This window comes from Pseudomonas sp. KH_021 (assembly GCF_057838865.1).
This window is the reverse complement of sequence record NZ_CM174477.1, coordinates 504,300-521,463: the sequence shown is the minus strand read 5'-3', so window position 1 is coordinate 521,463 and position 17,164 is coordinate 504,300. Positions and strand designations below refer to the sequence as shown.

At 53.8% G+C, this 17,164-nt stretch carries 11 protein-coding genes, 6 tRNA genes and 3 rRNA genes; all 20 read right to left on the bottom strand.

Features of this window, described 5'->3' with window-relative positions; all coding sequences use genetic code 11:
• Positions 1 to 59: 59 nt before the first annotated feature.
• The gene (rpoB, locus tag AC3IX4_RS02405; protein WP_489259082.1) at positions 60 to 4,133 is read right to left on the bottom strand and encodes a DNA-directed RNA polymerase subunit beta; all 4,074 of its coding nucleotides are present in this window, start codon (positions 4,131 to 4,133) and stop codon (positions 60 to 62) included.
• Between the two features lie 221 nt (positions 4,134 to 4,354).
• Positions 4,355 to 4,720, bottom strand: coding sequence for a 50S ribosomal protein L7/L12 (rplL, locus tag AC3IX4_RS02400; RefSeq protein ID WP_489259081.1), 366 nt, complete (start codon positions 4,718 to 4,720; stop codon positions 4,355 to 4,357).
• Between the two features lie 78 nt (positions 4,721 to 4,798).
• Positions 4,799 to 5,299 (bottom strand): 50S ribosomal protein L10, encoded by a 501-nt coding sequence (gene rplJ / locus AC3IX4_RS02395; RefSeq protein WP_489259080.1) that lies wholly within the window; start codon positions 5,297 to 5,299, stop codon positions 4,799 to 4,801.
• 201 nt (positions 5,300 to 5,500) lie between these two features.
• Positions 5,501 to 6,196, bottom strand: coding sequence for a 50S ribosomal protein L1 (gene rplA / locus AC3IX4_RS02390; RefSeq protein ID WP_489259079.1), 696 nt, complete (start codon positions 6,194 to 6,196; stop codon positions 5,501 to 5,503).
• A complete protein-coding gene (gene rplK / locus AC3IX4_RS02385) occupies positions 6,197 to 6,628 on the bottom strand; it encodes a 50S ribosomal protein L11 (protein ID WP_010220295.1) in 432 nt (143 codons plus the stop codon).
• Between the two features lie 114 nt (positions 6,629 to 6,742).
• A complete protein-coding gene (gene nusG, locus AC3IX4_RS02380; RefSeq protein WP_010443972.1) occupies positions 6,743 to 7,276 on the bottom strand; it encodes a transcription termination/antitermination protein NusG in 534 nt (177 codons plus the stop codon).
• A gap of 9 nt (positions 7,277 to 7,285) precedes the next feature.
• The gene (gene secE, locus AC3IX4_RS02375; RefSeq protein ID WP_489259078.1) at positions 7,286 to 7,654 is read right to left on the bottom strand and encodes a preprotein translocase subunit SecE; all 369 of its coding nucleotides are present in this window, start codon (positions 7,652 to 7,654) and stop codon (positions 7,286 to 7,288) included.
• Between the two features lie 45 nt (positions 7,655 to 7,699).
• A tRNA-Trp gene (locus AC3IX4_RS02370) sits at positions 7,700 to 7,775 on the bottom strand.
• Positions 7,776 to 7,829: 54 nt separating this feature from the next.
• Positions 7,830 to 9,023 (bottom strand): elongation factor Tu, encoded by a 1,194-nt coding sequence (tuf, locus tag AC3IX4_RS02365; protein WP_025857206.1) that lies wholly within the window; start codon positions 9,021 to 9,023, stop codon positions 7,830 to 7,832.
• Between the two features lie 84 nt (positions 9,024 to 9,107).
• Positions 9,108 to 9,183 (bottom strand) — tRNA-Thr (locus AC3IX4_RS02360).
• A 27-nt stretch (positions 9,184 to 9,210) separates the two neighbouring features.
• A tRNA-Gly gene (locus AC3IX4_RS02355) sits at positions 9,211 to 9,284 on the bottom strand.
• A gap of 22 nt (positions 9,285 to 9,306) precedes the next feature.
• Positions 9,307 to 9,391 (bottom strand) — tRNA-Tyr (locus AC3IX4_RS02350).
• A gap of 145 nt (positions 9,392 to 9,536) precedes the next feature.
• Positions 9,537 to 9,965, bottom strand: coding sequence for a hypothetical protein (locus AC3IX4_RS02345; protein ID WP_489259077.1), 429 nt, complete (start codon positions 9,963 to 9,965; stop codon positions 9,537 to 9,539).
• A gap of 7 nt (positions 9,966 to 9,972) precedes the next feature.
• Positions 9,973 to 10,722 carry a pantothenate kinase gene (locus AC3IX4_RS02340; RefSeq protein ID WP_489259076.1) on the bottom strand — a complete coding sequence of 250 codons (750 nt, stop codon included), beginning with the start codon at positions 10,720 to 10,722 and terminating at the stop codon, positions 9,973 to 9,975.
• Positions 10,712 to 11,671, bottom strand: a complete 960-nt coding sequence (gene birA, locus AC3IX4_RS02335) for a bifunctional biotin--[acetyl-CoA-carboxylase] ligase/biotin operon repressor BirA (RefSeq protein ID WP_489259075.1) — start codon at positions 11,669 to 11,671, stop codon at positions 10,712 to 10,714. The genes AC3IX4_RS02340 and birA overlap by 11 nt, the downstream gene beginning before the upstream one ends.
• A gap of 147 nt (positions 11,672 to 11,818) precedes the next feature.
• A 5S ribosomal RNA gene (gene rrf, locus AC3IX4_RS02330) occupies positions 11,819 to 11,934 on the bottom strand.
• Positions 11,935 to 12,084: 150 nt separating this feature from the next.
• Positions 12,085 to 14,978: ribosomal RNA gene (locus AC3IX4_RS02325) — 23S ribosomal RNA — on the bottom strand.
• Between the two features lie 227 nt (positions 14,979 to 15,205).
• Positions 15,206 to 15,281, bottom strand: a tRNA-Ala gene (locus AC3IX4_RS02320).
• A gap of 27 nt (positions 15,282 to 15,308) precedes the next feature.
• Positions 15,309 to 15,385, bottom strand: a tRNA-Ile gene (locus AC3IX4_RS02315).
• 65 nt (positions 15,386 to 15,450) lie between these two features.
• Positions 15,451 to 16,987: ribosomal RNA gene (locus tag AC3IX4_RS02310) — 16S ribosomal RNA — on the bottom strand.
• Together the 16S, 23S and 5S rRNA genes with 2 tRNA genes alongside form the textbook arrangement of a ribosomal RNA operon.
• Positions 16,988 to 17,164: the final 177 nt, after the last annotated feature.

Genomic DNA, 17,164 nt, shown 5'->3' with positions numbered 1-17,164 from the left:
TCCTCCTGGCGGAGCAGGGAGCGGGCTTGTTCAGCCACGCTCCCGATTCGCGTCACGTGTTATTCGGTTTCCAGATCGATATCGATACCGAGCGAACGAATCTCTTTGATCAACACGTTGAAGGACTCGGGCATGCCCGGCTCCATACGGTGATCGCCGTCCACGATGTTTTTGTACATCTTGGTCCGACCGTTCACGTCGTCCGACTTCACTGTGAGCATTTCCTGCAGGGTGTATGCCGCGCCGTATGCTTCCAGCGCCCACACTTCCATCTCCCCGAAACGCTGACCACCGAACTGCGCCTTACCACCCAGCGGCTGCTGGGTAACCAGGCTATAAGAACCAGTGGAACGCGCGTGCATCTTGTCGTCCACCAAGTGGTTCAGCTTGAGCATGTACATGTAACCAACGGTCACTGGACGCTCGAACTTGTTACCGGTGCGGCCATCGAACAGCTGCATCTGGCCGCTTTCTGGCATGTCTGCCAGTTTCAGCATGGCCTTGATCTCGCTTTCCTTGGCGCCGTCGAAGACTGGAGTGGCCATTGGCACACCGCCTTTGAGGTTCTTCGCCAGATCCAGGATTTCCTGGTCGGTGAAGTCTTCAAGGCTTTCCTGACGACCACCGATCTCGTTGTAGATCTCGGTGAGGAACTTGCGCAGTTCGATAACCTTGCGCTGCTCTTCGAGCATGCGGTTGATCTTCTCGCCCAAGCCCTTGGCCGCGAGGCCCAGGTGGGTTTCAAGGATCTGACCAACGTTCATACGCGATGGTACACCCAACGGGTTAAGTACCACGTCCACCGGCGTACCATTGGCGTCGTGCGGCATGTCTTCAACCGGCATGATCACGGAGACCACACCTTTGTTACCGTGACGACCGGCCATCTTGTCGCCCGGCTGGATGCGGCGGCGGATTGCCAGGTAAACCTTGACGATTTTCAGCACGCCCGGAGCCAGGTCATCGCCTTGCTGCAGCTTGCGCTTCTTGTCTTCGAACTTGTCGTCCAGCAGACGGCGACGGTCAACAATGTACGCCTGAGCTTTTTCCAGCTGCTCGTTCAGAGCATCTTCAGCCATGCGCAGCTTGAACCACTGACCGTGTTCCAGACCATCCAGCACTTCGTTGGTGATCTCGGAGCCTTTTTTCAGGCCCACACCACCTTCGACGATTTGCCCCACCAGGGCAGAGCGCAGACGTTCGAAGGTTGCACCTTCGACGATACGGAACTCTTCGTTCAGATCCTTGCGGATCTCGTCCAGTTGCATCTTCTCGATCGACAGTGCGCGACTATCACGCTCAACACCGTCACGGGTGAAGACCTGTACGTCAATGACAGTACCCTTGGTGCCGGTCGGCACACGCAGGGAGGTGTCTTTCACGTCACTGGCTTTCTCACCAAAGATAGCGCGCAGCAGCTTCTCTTCTGGCGTCAGTTGAGTTTCGCCTTTTGGCGTCACTTTACCGACCAGAATGTCGCCAGCGCCTACTTCAGCACCCACATAAACGATACCGGCTTCGTCCAGCTTGTTCAGTGCAGCTTCACCCACGTTCGGGATGTCCGCAGTGATCTCTTCTGGCCCAAGCTTGGTGTCACGTGCCACACAGGTCAGTTCCTGAATGTGGATCGTGGTGAAGCGGTCTTCCTGAACAACACGCTCAGACAGGCAGATGGAGTCTTCGAAGTTGAAGCCGTTCCATGCCATGAACGCGATGCGCATGTTCTGCCCCAGCGCCAGTTCACCCATATCGGTGGACGGGCCGTCGGCCATGATGTCGCTACGCTGAACACGATCACCCTTGCGCACCAGCGGACGCTGGTTGATGCAGGTGTTCTGGTTCGAACGGGTGTATTTGGTCAGGTTGTAGATGTCGACACCGGCTTCGCCAGTTTCAACTTCATCATCAGCAACACGAACCACGATACGGCTGGCATCAACGGAGTCGATCACACCGCCACGACGAGCCACGACGCAAACGCCGGAGTCGCGAGCAACGTTGCGCTCCATGCCAGTACCTACCAGCGGCTTGTCGGCACGCAGAGTTGGGACCGCTTGACGCTGCATGTTCGAACCCATCAACGCACGGTTGGCGTCGTCGTGCTCGAGGAACGGAATCAGCGAGGCTGCGACCGAAACTACCTGCTTAGGCGAGACGTCCATCAAGGTGACGTCTTCTGGCGCCTTGACGGTGAATTCGTTCAGGTGACGAACAGCTACCAGCTCATCGATCAGCTGCTTCTTCTCGTTCATTGTGGCCGAAGCCTGTGCAATGACGTGATCCGCTTCTTCAATGGCCGACAGGAATACGATCTCGTCGGTGACCAGTGCATCTTTAACAACGCGGTACGGGCTCTCAAGGAAGCCGTACTGGTTGGTACGCGCATAGGCCGCCAGGGAGTTGATCAGACCGATGTTCGGACCTTCCGGCGTTTCGATTGGGCAAACACGACCGTAGTGAGTCGGGTGCACGTCACGAACTTCGAAGCCCGCGCGCTCACGAGTCAGACCACCAGGGCCGAGCGCAGAGACACGACGCTTGTGGGTGATCTCGGACAGCGGGTTGTTCTGGTCCATGAATTGAGACAGCTGGCTGGAGCCGAAGAACTCTTTGACCGCTGCAGCGACTGGCTTGGCGTTGATCAGGTCCTGAGGCATCAGGCCTTCACTTTCCGCCATCGACAGACGCTCTTTGACCGCACGCTCAACACGTACCAGACCAACGCGGAATTGGTTCTCAGCCATCTCACCAACGCAACGAACGCGACGGTTACCCAGGTGGTCGATGTCATCGACGATACCTTTGCCGTTACGGATATCGACCAGGGTCTTCAGAACCTCGACGATGTCTTCCTTGCTCAGCACGCCCGAACCTTCGATTTCGGTGCGACCGATACGACGGTTGAACTTCATCCGGCCGACCGCAGACAGGTCATAGCGCTCAGGGCTGAAGAACAGGTTGTTGAACAGGGTTTCGGCAGCATCCTTGGTTGGCGGCTCGCCAGGACGCATCATGCGATAGATCTCGACCAGCGCTTCCAGTTGGTTGCTGGTGGAGTCGATTTTCAGGGTATCCGAAATGAACGGACCGCAATCGATATCGTTGGTGTACAGGGTCTCGATACGAACAACCTGAGCCTTGGCAATCTTGATCAAGACTTCAGTGCTCAGCTCGGTATTGCACTCAGCCAGGATCTCACCCGTTGCCGGATGCACGATAGCCTTGGCGGTAGTACGACCCAGCACGTATTCCAGCGGGACATCCAGCTCTTTGACGCCGGCTTTTTCCAACTGGTTGATATGGCGCGCAGTGATACGACGGCCTTGCTCAACGATAACCTTGCCGGCGCCATCATGGATATCAATGACTGCGATTTCGCCGCGCAGGCGTTGAGGCACCAGTTCCAGGCTGAGGGTTTCGCCCTGTACGTGGAATACGTTGGTGGTGTAGAACGCATCGAGCACTTCTTCAGTGCTGTAACCCAGCGCACGCAAGAGCACGGAAGCCGGCAGCTTACGACGACGGTCGATACGGACAAATACGCAGTCTTTAGGGTCGAACTCAAAGTCCAACCACGAGCCGCGGTAAGGAATCACGCGAGCCGAGTACAGCAGTTTGCCCGAGCTGTGAGTCTTGCCACGGTCGTGGTCGAAGAACACACCTGGCGAACGGTGCAACTGGGAAACGATGACTCGCTCAGTACCGTTGATTACAAAGGTACCGTTTTCAGTCATCAATGGGATTTCTCCCATGTAGACTTCTTGCTCTTTAATGTCCTTGATCGCTTTGTTCGACGATTCTTTGTCGAAAATGATCAGGCGGACTTTTACCCGCAGAGGTACGGCGTAGGTCACGCCACGCAGGACACATTCTTTGACGTCGAATGCCGGTTCACCCAGACGATAGCCAACGTACTCCAGGGCAGCATTGCCGGAGTAGCTGATGATCGGGAAAACCGATTTGAAGGCCGCATGCAGGCCCACGTCGCGGAACTGATCTTTGGTCGCCCCCGCCTGCAAGAATTCACGATACGAATCCAGCTGGATGGCCAGGAGGTAAGGCACATCCATGACGTCCGGCAACTTGCTAAAGTCCTTGCGGATACGTTTTTTCTCAGTGTATGAGTAAGCCATCAGCGTTCCCCAGCTTGGTCACCTGCTTGTTTGGCTTCTCCCGACGGGAGTAGCCAGAAAATCTGCAAACCCATTGGCTTGCTCCACCTCATCGGGTGGGTACTGCTCTCGCTACAGGGGCCGACCTGGTCAGCCGCCTATAACGGAAAAAGGCCGGTGGCATGAGCCACCAGCCATCAGCCGTTTGCTTTACGCTCAGGCTGGAGACGCAAAGTCGATGCTTACTTGAGCTCGACTTTGGCGCCTGCTTCTTCCAGAGCTGCTTTGGCTTTGTCAGCTGCGTCTTTGGCAACAGCTTCCAGAACCACGCCAGGAGCGCCGTCAACAACAGCCTTGGCTTCTTTCAGGCCCAGACCGGTCAGCTCACGAACTGCCTTGATCACGTTAACTTTCTTCTCGCCAGCTTCGAGCAGCATGACGTTGAATTCAGTTTGTTCTTCAACAACGGCAGCGGCAGCAGCTGGGCCAGCAGAGGCAACAGCAGCGGTAACGCCGAAGGTTTCTTCCATCGCCTTGATCAGTTCAACAACTTCCAGAACGGTTTTCTGGCCGATTGCTTCGATGATTTGTTCGTTAGTCAGAGACATGACTTAAATCCTGTATTGGGGTGACAGCCTACGCAGCCATCAAATTAGACATATGATTTTGAAAGAATTTACGCAGCCTTAGGCAGCAGTAGCTTCTTTCTGGTCGCGAATGGCCGCCAGAGTACGAGCCAGCTTGCTGGTAGCGCCTTGGATCACGCTCATCAGCTTCGCAATAGCTTCGTCGCGAGTTGGCAGCGAAGCCAACACGTCGATCTCGTTTGCTGCGAGGTACTTGCCCTCAAACGCAGCTGCCTTGATCTCGAACTTGTCCTGACCCTTGGCGAACTCTTTGAAAATACGAGCAGCAGCGCCCGGATGATCCTTGGAGAATGCAATAAGGGTCGGGCCTTTGAACACGTCATTGAGGACCGAGTACTCGGTGCCTTCAACAGCGCGCTTGAGCAGGGTATTACGTACGACACGTACGTATACGCCAGCTTCGCGGGCCTCTTTACGGAGTCCGGTCATAGCGCTTACAGTCACACCACGGGCATCAGCCACGACAGCGGACAGAGCGCCTTTGGCAGCCTCGTTGACTTCAGCGACGATGGCCTTCTTGTCTTCGAGTTTAATTGCCACGGGTTTAACTCCTGCTTGTTACCGTTTCATCCCCCCGAAGGCGGATGTCGTTTTGGTGTCTGATTCGGTAAGGAACCGGGAGCACCATCTGCGTAGGCTTTAGGGTTTAAGGCTTTCGCCGCCTACGGTCTTGGATAGCCCCCGCCAGGCAGGGACCCCAATTTTTTCCAATTGGCGCAATCTCTTGCACCAATTATTGTCTTACGCGTTCAGCGAGCTCTGGTCGATGACCAGACCTGGGCCCATAGTGGTGCTCAGGGTAACGCGCTTGACGTAGATACCTTTCGAAGAAGCTGGCTTGATACGCTTCAGATCAGCGATCAGGGCTTCAACGTTTTCCTGCAGCTTGACAGCGTCGAAACCGACTTTGCCAACGGAGGTGTGGATGATACCGTTTTTGTCTGTACGGTAACGAACCTGACCAGCTTTGGCGTTTTTAACCGCGGTGGCTACGTCTGGAGTTACGGTACCGACTTTAGGGTTAGGCATCAGGCCGCGAGGACCCAGAACCTGACCCAACTGACCTACAACGCGCATTGCATCAGGCGATGCGATAACGACGTCATAGTTCAGGTCGCCGCCTTTCATTTCGGCAGCCAGATCATCCATACCAACGCGATCAGCGCCGGCAGCCAGAGCCGCTTCAGCAGCTGGACCCTGGGTGAAGACAGCTACACGTACAGTCTTGCCAGTACCGTGTGGCAGCACAGTTGCGCTACGAACGACCTGGTCAGATTTACGCGGGTCAACACCGAGGTTAACAGCAACGTCTACAGACTCGCTGAACTTGACAGTGGACAGCTCGGAGAGCAGAGCAGCCGCTTCTACGAAGTTGTAAGCCTTGCCAGCTTCAACTTTCGAAGCGATAGCCTTTTGGCGCTTGGTCAGCTTAGCCATTTACACACCCTCCACGTTGAGGCCCATGCTGCGAGCAGAACCGGCGATGGTACGCACGGCTGCATCCATGTCAGCGGCAGTCAGATCAGCATTTTTGGTTTTTGCGATCTCTTCCAGCTGAGCACGAGTCACAGTGCCAACTTTAACGGTGTTCGGACGTGCAGAACCGCTGGTCAGGCCAGCTGCTTTCTTCAGCAGAACCGAAGCAGGGGTGCTCTTGGTTTCAAAAGTGAAGCTACGGTCACTGTAAACAGTGATGATCACAGGAGTCGGCAGACCAGCTTCTTGACCCTGAGTACGGGCGTTGAAGGCCTTGCAGAATTCCATGATGTTCACACCGTGTTGACCCAGTGCTGGACCAACGGGTGGACTTGGGTTGGCCTGGCCGGCCTTTACTTGCAGCTTGATGTAAGCCTGAATCTTCTTAGCCATGAGCTACTCCAATATCGGGTACGAACGCCTGATGGCTCCCCGGTTACTTGCGTTTTATCCCAAGACGACAAAACCCCGCAGCACGAAGCTGCGGGGTATGGGATGCTCGCCCAGCTAGACCTTTTCGACCTGACTGAACTCAAGCTCTACCGGAGTAGAGCGACCGAAAATAAGCACGGCGACTTGGATCCGGCTCTTCTCGTAGTTAACCTCTTCGACAGTACCGTTGAAATCCGCGAACGGACCATCAGTAACGCGAACAACCTCACCCGGCTCGAACAATGTCTTCGGCTTCGGCTTGTCGCTACCGTCTGCAACGCGACGAAGGATAGCTTCTGCTTCCTTGTCGGTGATTGGTGCTGGCTTGTCGGCGGTTCCGCCGATGAAGCCCATCACCCGAGGAGTATCCTTGACCAAGTGCCAAGTACCCTCATTCATATCCATCTGAACCAGCACATATCCTGGGAAGAATTTACGCTCGCTTTTGCGCTTCTGGCCGTTACGCATCTCTACCACTTCTTCGGTAGGGACCAGAATTTCGCCAAAGCCATCTTCCATGCCAGCCAGCTTTACACGCTCGATCAGAGAGCGCATTACATGCTTCTCGTAACCCGAGTAAGCATGCACAACGTACCAACGCTTAGCCACGGGACACCCTTAGCCAACAATCAAGGAAACAAGCCAACCCAGCAGGGAATCAAGCCCCCACAGGAGCAACGCCATCACCAGCACGACCGCGACGACAATCAAGGTAGTCTGGGTGGTTTCCTGGCGAGTCGGCCAAACGACTTTACGGATCTCGGTGCGAGCTTCCTTCACCAGCGTAAAGAACGACTTGCCCTTTGCAGTTTGCAACGCCACGAAGGCAGCAACAGCCGCAATAACAAGAAGAGCCAATACGCGATACAGGATCGGGGAGGCGGAGTAGTACTGATTACCGACTACGCCGACAACCACCAACGCGACCACAAGCAGCCACTTGAGTAAATCAAAGCGAGAATCTTGGGCTTCAGCCTTGGGAGTCATCTAGGAGGATCCTGTGAAAAGAAAGCCAGACACACTGAGTGAATCTGGCAGGTCAGGAGGGAATCGAACCCCCAACCTACGGTTTTGGAGACCGTCGCTCTGCCAATTGAGCTACTGACCTAAAACTTGAATCAGGCCGACCATTATGCCGGCCCGAAGAAGGCATTACAACTATTTATTCAATAATCTTTGCAACGACACCAGCACCGACGGTACGACCGCCCTCACGGATAGCGAAGCGCAGACCGTCTTCCATTGCGATGGTCTTGATCAGGGTAACAGTCATTTGAATGTTATCGCCTGGCATTACCATTTCAACGCCTTCTGGCAGCTCGCAGTTACCGGTCACGTCAGTAGTACGGAAGTAGAACTGTGGACGGTAGCCTTTGAAGAACGGAGTGTGACGACCGCCTTCTTCCTTGCTCAGAACGTAGACTTCTGCAGTGAACTTGGTGTGCGGCTTAACCGAACCTGGCTTGACCAGAACCTGGCCACGCTCAACGTCGTCACGCTTGGTGCCACGCAGCAGAACGCCGCAGTTCTCGCCTGCACGACCTTCGTCGAGCAGCTTGCGGAACATTTCAACACCGGTGCAGGTGGTGACGGTAGTGTCACGCAGGCCAACAATTTCCAGTGGATCCTGAACGCGAACGATACCGCGCTCGATACGACCAGTCACAACAGTACCGCGACCAGAGATCGAGAATACGTCTTCGATTGGCATCAGGAACGGCTTGTCGGTCAGACGAACTGGCTCAGGGATGTAAGTATCCAGAGTTTCAACCAGCTTACGAACGGCAGTGGTGCCCATTTCGTTTTCGTCGTTGCCTTCCAGCGCCATACGAGCCGAACCGATGATGATCGGAGTGTCATCGCCTGGGAAGTCGTAGGTGCTCAGCAGGTCGCGAACTTCCATCTCAACCAGTTCCAGCAGCTCAGCGTCGTCTACCAGGTCAGCCTTGTTCAGGAAGACCACGATGTACGGAACGCCAACCTGACGGGACAGCAGGATGTGCTCACGGGTTTGCGGCATCGGACCATCAGCGGCCGAGCAAACCAGGATAGCGCCGTCCATCTGCGCAGCACCGGTGATCATGTTCTTCACATAATCAGCGTGACCTGGGCAGTCGACGTGAGCGTAGTGACGAATGGTCGAGTTGTACTCAACGTGCGCGGTGTTGATGGTGATACCGCGAGCTTTCTCTTCTGGGGCGCTGTCGATCTTGTCGAAGTCAACACGAGCCGAACCGAAAACCTCGGAACAAACGCGAGTCAGGGCAGCAGTCAGCGTGGTTTTACCATGGTCAACGTGACCGATGGTGCCAACGTTGACGTGCGGTAGGGAACGATCAAATTTTTCCTTAGCCATCAATAGCACTCCCCGCAGAAGAATTAAACAAACGTCACTAGCCATTAAAACAAAGGCAGATATTTTCATATCTGCCTTTATATATGGAGCTCTTGAGCGGATTTGAACCGCTGACCTCACCCTTACCAAGGGTGTGCTCTACCAACTGAGCTACAAGAGCGATACATCTTTGCAACAACAGCAAACTTGGAGCGGGTAGCGGGAATCGAACCCGCATCATCAGCTTGGAAGGCTGAGGTTCTACCACTAAACTATACCCGCGAGCTTGCAGCTCTCGCTAAATTGGTGGAGGGGGAAGGATTCGAACCTTCGAAGTCGTAGACGTCAGATTTACAGTCTGATCCCTTTGGCCGCTCGGGAACCCCTCCTAAGCGTGGGCGGCATTTTCAACTCTTGCCGCCTTCTTGTCAAGCGTTTTTTTCAATTAAATCTTGAACTTAGCTCGCTTAACAATCACTTCACAGTTTTCTGTCTTCGACATCTCACTGTGGAGCGGGCGCCATTCTATGCAAACTAATCGAAGGATGCAACACCCTCGCACAACATTATTTTATGTTTTAACTCCTTGAAATCCTGAGAAAGATTTCTGAGCGCCGGCTCATCCAGAAAATCCCGGCTAGCCGGGGAAACCCGAAGCCAAAAACCCGGCACACCTTCTATTTTCCCGACTGACTTTGCACTGACATCCAATGACAGCAAGCGCTGCCCCAAAGCGTCAATACGCTCTTGGGAGCCCAAGCCACCGATAAACAGGCACTCGACAGGCGGCACAGCGACAGCCTGGGATGCACCACCAGACTCGCTTAACAGATGGATTCCATGCTGCCCACCCTTGTGCAGCGACAACGGCATCACTTCTTTAGCTTTGGGGGGAGCCTCTTGCTGGTGCCAAATGTAATAAAAGGCATTCAGCACCACCAGCAGCAGAAACAGCCAACGCATAAACACCTCAAGAGAGCGGGCAAGCCATGGCAAGTCCGATAAACACTAGATCAGGCACAACCCGCACCCCTGGCATGATCCCTTGGGCAAGATCCGCGTCTCCTCCGGTAAGAAACAGCACGAAATCCTCCCCCCAGCGAGCACGAGCATGCTCTATCTGAGTCAGAACAAACCCGCGAACCATCAATGCACAGCCTCGCTCCACCGCCTCGACAGTAGTTCGCCCCGGATCAAGGCTACCGTGAGCTTTTTGCGCCGATGCATCGTCATAGCGGATACGACGCGTATGAGTCCTTAGCTGCCCCCTCATCAAAGGCATACCAGGGCAAATGAAGCCACCCAGGTGCTCTCCATCGGCAGCCACGAAGTCAGAGGTGACAGCTGTGCCAAAGTCGATGACCAAACAGGCTCCACCCGCCAGATGATAGGCGCCGAGTACCGCAAGCCAACGATCCAACCCCAAGCGCTCGTATTCTTCGTAGCCATTACGCACACCAGCCACTTCCTGAGCCGGTTTCGCACTCACGATTGGAATAGCGAATACTTCATTCAGCGCCTGCATCAGCCCGAGGGTTTCCTCCTCAGTCCGGACACTCACAAGCCGACAATGTGTCGGCCAAATGTCTTGCAGCCCCCTCAACGCACCTATCAGCGCCTGATCGGAGTCAACGATGCCACCAGCAACCACAGCTCTATCCTGGCTACCAATGATCCGCCACTTTATGAAGCTGTTCCCGCAGTCGAGCTCAAGAATCATCACGCAACCTCAAACTGAGCTCTCCACCACTGAAGTGCTTTTCAATATTGTCCACCAACAAACGTAAGGCGCCTTGCTGATCAACCCCCAGCACCACGCCATTGATATGTTGTGTGCCCGCGACCAGCGAAACCGGACGCCCTTGCCAGAGGTGGCAGCTCTCCCACTCAGGCTGAATGGCTGCAAATCCGAACGTACGATGTCTGTCCAGGTACGTCTGGAGGTTCGCATTCAATCGGCGGACTAATTCATTCCGATCGATAGCCTCGCCTGCCTCCAGCTGTATAGACGTCCACTCCTGATCAACTTCTTGCGCAGCTTTCATATTGGCATTGATACCAACACCCAACACCACATGGCACACATCAGCAGGATCACCCACCAGCTCCAGGAGAATGCCTGCAATTTTGCGACTGCCCACCAGAACATCGTTAGGCCACTTCAAGCCCGCCTCTGCGATACCAAGCTGCTGGAGAGTGCGCAGCACAGCCAACCCTACAACCAGGCTCAAGCCTTCCAGCTGACGCATACCGCCATCAATGCGCAATACCAAGCTGTAATACAAATTTTCAGCGAAGGGGCTGACCCACTTGCGTCCACGACGTCCGCGACCTGCCGTTTGACGCTCAGCCAACACCATGAAAGGTGCGAGCTCACCACGCTCAATAGCGCGAAGCGCTTCAGCATTAGTGGAGTCTATTGAATCGAACACAAATGCCGGCCACGCATTACCAGTAGTAGCAGCAGAAATCAGCCGCTCATCGAGCAGCACCAGAGGGGCTGCCAATTGGTAGCCTCGACCTCGCACTTTGTGAATGGTGATATTCAGCTCAGATTCAAGGTTCTGTAACTGCTTCCAGACGGCGCTACGACTGATACCTAGGGCAACACCCAGTGCCTGGCCGGAATGAAATCGACCATCCTTGAGGAGTTTCAACAACGTCAGCATGCCCGTCTCGCATCACAATGAGGGACGCATAATAGCCACGCCATGCGCTGTTGCATAGAAAACGCCGCGAGTTGCTTGCTCTGTTTTTTTTCGCGCGCAAAAACAAAACCCCTACCTGCGTACGCAGATAGGGGTTTCGGAATTTAATCTTGACGATGACCTACTCTCACATGGGGAAACCCCACACTACCATCGGCGATGCATCGTTTCACTGCTGAGTTCGGGATGGGATCAGGTGGTTCCAATGCTCTATGGTCGTCAAGAAATTCTGTAGCCAGCGCGTCAACCTTCGGTCGACGTTCCAGCGAATCGGGTATGTGATGGTTTGTGAGTTGCAAACTTTCGGTTCGTTTCGTCTTCACAACACCGCAATCTGCTGCTCAACCGAGCGAGTCAAATTGCTTGGGTGTTATATGGTCAAGCCTCACGGGCAATTAGTATTGGTTAGCTCAACGCCTCACAGCGCTTACACACCCAACCTATCAACGTCGTAGTCTTCGACGGCCCTTCAGGGAGCTCAAGGCTCCAGTGAGATCTCATCTTGAGGCAAGTTTCCCGCTTAGATGCTTTCAGCGGTTATCTCTTCCGAACATAGCTACCCGGCAATGCCACTGGCGTGACAACCGGAACACCAGAGGTTCGTCCACTCCGGTCCTCTCGTACTAGGAGCAGCCCCTCTCAAATCTCAAACGTCCACGGCAGATAGGGACCGAACTGTCTCACGACGTTCTAAACCCAGCTCGCGTACCACTTTAAATGGCGAACAGCCATACCCTTGGGACCGGCTTCAGCCCCAGGATGTGATGAGCCGACATCGAGGTGCCAAACACCGCCGTCGATATGAACTCTTGGGCGGTATCAGCCTGTTATCCCCGGAGTACCTTTTATCCGTTGAGCGATGGCCCTTCCATACAGAACCACCGGATCACTAAGACCTACTTTCGTACCTGCTCGACGTGTCTGTCTCGCAGTCAAGCGCGCTTTTGCCTTTATACTCTACGACCGATTTCCGACCGGTCTGAGCGCACCTTCGTACTCCTCCGTTACTCTTTAGGAGGAGACCGCCCCAGTCAAACTACCCACCATACACTGTCCTCGATCCGGATAACGGACCTGAGTTAGAACCTCAAAGTTGCCAGGGTGGTATTTCAAGGATGGCTCCACGCGAACTGGCGTCCACGCTTCAAAGCCTCCCACCTATCCTACACAAGCAAATTCAAAGTCCAGTGCAAAGCTATAGTAAAGGTTCACGGGGTCTTTCCGTCTAGCCGCGGATACACTGCATCTTCACAGCGATTTCAATTTCACTGAGTCTCGGGTGGAGACAGCGCCGCCATCGTTACGCCATTCGTGCAGGTCGGAACTTACCCGACAAGGAATTTCGCTACCTTAGGACCGTTATAGTTACGGCCGCCGTTTACCGGGGCTTCGATCAAGAGCTTCGCGTTAGCTAACCCCATCAATTAACCTTCCGGCACCGGGCAGGCGTCACACCCTATACGTCCACTTTCGTGTTTGCAGAGTGCTGTGTTTTTAATAAACAGTCGCAGCGGCCTGGTATCTTCGACCGGCATGAGCTTACGGAGCAAGTCCTTCACCCTCACCGGCGCACCTTCTCCCGAAGTTACGGTGCCATTTTGCCTAGTTCCTTCACCCGAGTTCTCTCAAGCGCCTTGGTATTCTCTACCCAACCACCTGTGTCGGTTTGGGGTACGGTTCCTGGTTACCTGAAGCTTAGAAGCTTTTCTTGGAAGCATGGCATCAACCACTTCGTCACCCAAAGGGTAACTCGTCATCAGCTCTCGGCCTTAGACTCCCGGATTTACCTAAGAGTCCAGCCTACCACCTTAAACTTGGACAACCAACGCCAAGCTGGCCTAGCCTTCTCCGTCCCTCCATCGCAATAACCAGAAGTACAGGAATATTAACCTGTTTTCCATCGACTACGCTTTTCAGCCTCGCCTTAGGGACCGACTAACCCTGCGTCGATTAACGTTGCGCAGGAAACCTTGGTCTTTCGGCGTGGGTGTTTTTCACACCCATTGTCGTTACTCATGTCAGCATTCGCACTTCTGATACCTCCAGCAAGCTTCTCAACTCACCTTCACAGGCTTACAGAACGCTCCTCTACCGCATCACCCAAAGGTGATACCCGTAGCTTCGGTACCTGGTTTGAGCCCCGTTACATCTTCCGCGCAGGCCGACTCGACTAGTGAGCTATTACGCTTTCTTTAAAGGGTGGCTGCTTCTAAGCCAACCTCCTAGCTGTCTAAGCCTTCCCACATCGTTTCCCACTTAACCAGGATTTTGGGACCTTAGCTGACGGTCTGGGTTGTTTCCCTTTTCACGACGGACGTTAGCACCCGCCGTGTGTCTCCCATGCTCGGCACTTGTAGGTATTCGGAGTTTGCATCGGTTTGGTAAGTCGGGATGACCCCCTAGCCGAAACAGTGCTCTACCCCCTACAGTGATACATGAGGCGCTACCTAAATAGCTTTCGAGGAGAACCAGCTATCTCCGAGCTTGATTAGCCTTTCACTCCGATCCACAGGTCATCCGCTAACTTTTCAACGGTAGTCGGTTCGGTCCTCCAGTTAGTGTTACCCAACCTTCAACCTGCCCATGGATAGATCGCCCGGTTTCGGGTCTATACCCAGCGACTAAACGCGCTATTAACACTCGCTTTCGCTACGCCTCCCCTATTCGGTTAAGCTCGCCACTGAATATAAGTCGCTGACCCATTATACAAAAGGTACGCAGTCACCCAACAAAGTGGGCTCCCACTGCTTGTACGCATACGGTTTCAGGATCTATTTCACTCCCCTCTCCGGGGTTCTTTTCGCCTTTCCCTCACGGTACTAGTTCACTATCGGTCAGTCAGTAGTATTTAGCCTTGGAGGATGGTCCCCCCATATTCAGACAAAGTTTCTCGTGCTCCGTCCTACTCGATTTCATGACCAAGAGATTTTCGCGTACAGGGCTATCACCCACTATGGCCGCACTTTCCAGAGCGTTCCGCTAATCTCAAAGCCACTTAAGGGCTGGTCCCCGTTCGCTCGCCACTACTAAGGGAATCTCGGTTGATTTCTTTTCCTCAGGGTACTTAGATGTTTCAGTTCCCCTGGTTCGCTTCATGCACCTATGTATTCAGTGCAGGATACCTAACTTATGTTAGGTGGGTTCCCCCATTCAGAGATCTCCGGATCAAAGTCTGTTTGCCGACTCCCCGAAGCTTATCGCAGGCTACCACGTCTTTCATCGCCTCTGACTGCCAAGGCATCCACCGTATGCGCTTCTTCACTTGACCATATAACCCCAAGCAATCTGGTTATACTGTGAAGACGACATTCGCCGAAAATTTGCAATTTACTCACAAATTTTACCTTAGCCTGAACAAACACCAGTGAAAGTGTCGTCCAGTCTATCTTTCTATCACATACCCAAATTTTTAAAGAACGATTCTGAAAAAGTTCAGAAATCAATATTCGATCCGAATATTCATTTCTAAGCTTTTACGATAGTGGCTATCTGTAATGGTGGAGCCAAGCGGGATCGAACCGCTGACCTCCTGCGTGCAAGGCAGGCGCTCTCCCAGCTGAGCTATGGCCCCGTATCGCTACAGGGTGCACCACGTAATTGGTGGGTCTGGGCAGATTCGAACTGCCGACCTCACCCTTATCAGGGGTGCGCTCTAACCAACTGAGCTACAGACCCAATCGTCTTCTTCAATGAATCAAGCAATTCGTGTGGGTGCTTATGAGCAGCTGATGTCTGTCGATTAAGGAGGTGATCCAGCCGCAGGTTCCCCTACGGCTACCTTGTTACGACTTCACCCCAGTCATGAATCACACCGTGGTAACCGTCCTCCCGAAGGTTAGACTAGCTACTTCTGGTGCAACCCACTCCCATGGTGTGACGGGCGGTGTGTACAAGGCCCGGGAACGTATTCACCGCGACATTCTGATTCGCGATTACTAGCGATTCCGACTTCACGCAGTCGAGTTGCAGACTGCGATCCGGACTACGATCGGTTTTGTGAGATTAGCTCCACCTCGCGGTTTGGCGACCCTCTGTACCGACCATTGTAGCACGTGTGTAGCCCAGGCCGTAAGGGCCATGATGACTTGACGTCATCCCCACCTTCCTCCGGTTTGTCACCGGCAGTCTCCTTAGAGTGCCCACCATGACGTGCTGGTAACTAAGGACAAGGGTTGCGCTCGTTACGGGACTTAACCCAACATCTCACGACACGAGCTGACGACAGCCATGCAGCACCTGTCTCAATGTTCCCGAAGGCACCAATCCATCTCTGGAAAGTTCATTGGATGTCAAGGCCTGGTAAGGTTCTTCGCGTTGCTTCGAATTAAACCACATGCTCCACCGCTTGTGCGGGCCCCCGTCAATTCATTTGAGTTTTAACCTTGCGGCCGTACTCCCCAGGCGGTCAACTTAATGCGTTAGCTGCGCCACTAAAATCTCAAGGATTCCAACGGCTAGTTGACATCGTTTACGGCGTGGACTACCAGGGTATCTAATCCTGTTTGCTCCCCACGCTTTCGCACCTCAGTGTCAGTATGAGCCCAGGTGGTCGCCTTCGCCACTGGTGTTCCTTCCTATATCTACGCATTTCACCGCTACACAGGAAATTCCACCACCCTCTGCCCTACTCTAGCTTGCCAGTTTTGGATGCAGTTCCCAGGTTGAGCCCGGGGATTTCACATCCAACTTAACAAACCACCTACGCGCGCTTTACGCCCAGTAATTCCGATTAACGCTTGCACCCTCTGTATTACCGCGGCTGCTGGCACAGAGTTAGCCGGTGCTTATTCTGTCGGTAACGTCAAGACAGCAAGGTATTCGCTTACTGCCCTTCCTCCCAACTTAAAGTGCTTTACAATCCGAAGACCTTCTTCACACACGCGGCATGGCTGGATCAGGCTTTCGCCCATTGTCCAATATTCCCCACTGCTGCCTCCCGTAGGAGTCTGGACCGTGTCTCAGTTCCAGTGTGACTGATCATCCTCTCAGACCAGTTACGGATCGTCGCCTTGGTGAGCCATTACCTCACCAACTAGCTAATCCGACCTAGGCTCATCTGATAGCGCAAGGCCCGAAGGTCCCCTGCTTTCTCCCGTAGGACGTATGCGGTATTAGCGTTCCTTTCGAAACGTTGTCCCCCACTATCAGGCAGATTCCTAGGTATTACTCACCCGTCCGCCGCTGATTCGAGTAGCAAGCTACTCTCCTCCGCTCGACTTGCATGTGTTAGGCCTGCCGCCAGCGTTCAATCTGAGCCATGATCAAACCCTTCAGTTCAATACTGCTTGGGTTTTGAGAAAACCCTAAACTTGGCTCAGCAATCTCAAAATGAACTATATGATTACTCGTATAGTCACTTGTGATGCTGATAATCTTTTTGACGATCAGTCTGATTTCACAAGCACCCACACGAATTGCTTGATTCAGTTGTTAAAGAGCGGTTGGTTAAGAGTC

Excerpts from the sequence above, each read along its gene's own strand:
- rpoB (WP_489259082.1), bottom strand. The coding sequence starts at position 4,133 with ATGGCTTACTCATACACTGAGAAAAAACGTATCCGCAAGGACTTTAGC.
- rplL (WP_489259081.1), bottom strand. The coding sequence starts at position 4,720 with ATGTCTCTGACTAACGAACAAATCATCGAAGCAATCGGCCAGAAAACC.
- rplA (WP_489259079.1), bottom strand. The coding sequence starts at position 6,196 with ATGGCTAAGCTGACCAAGCGCCAAAAGGCTATCGCTTCGAAAGTTGAA.
- rplK (WP_010220295.1), bottom strand. The coding sequence starts at position 6,628 with ATGGCTAAGAAGATTCAGGCTTACATCAAGCTGCAAGTAAAGGCCGGC.
- secE (WP_489259078.1), bottom strand. The coding sequence starts at position 7,654 with ATGACTCCCAAGGCTGAAGCCCAAGATTCTCGCTTTGATTTACTCAAG.
- tuf (WP_025857206.1), bottom strand. The coding sequence starts at position 9,023 with ATGGCTAAGGAAAAATTTGATCGTTCCCTACCGCACGTCAACGTTGGC.
- AC3IX4_RS02345 (WP_489259077.1), bottom strand. The coding sequence starts at position 9,965 with ATGCGTTGGCTGTTTCTGCTGCTGGTGGTGCTGAATGCCTTTTATTAC.
- AC3IX4_RS02340 (WP_489259076.1), bottom strand. The coding sequence starts at position 10,722 with ATGATTCTTGAGCTCGACTGCGGGAACAGCTTCATAAAGTGGCGGATC.
- birA (WP_489259075.1), bottom strand. The coding sequence starts at position 11,671 with ATGCTGACGTTGTTGAAACTCCTCAAGGATGGTCGATTTCATTCCGGC.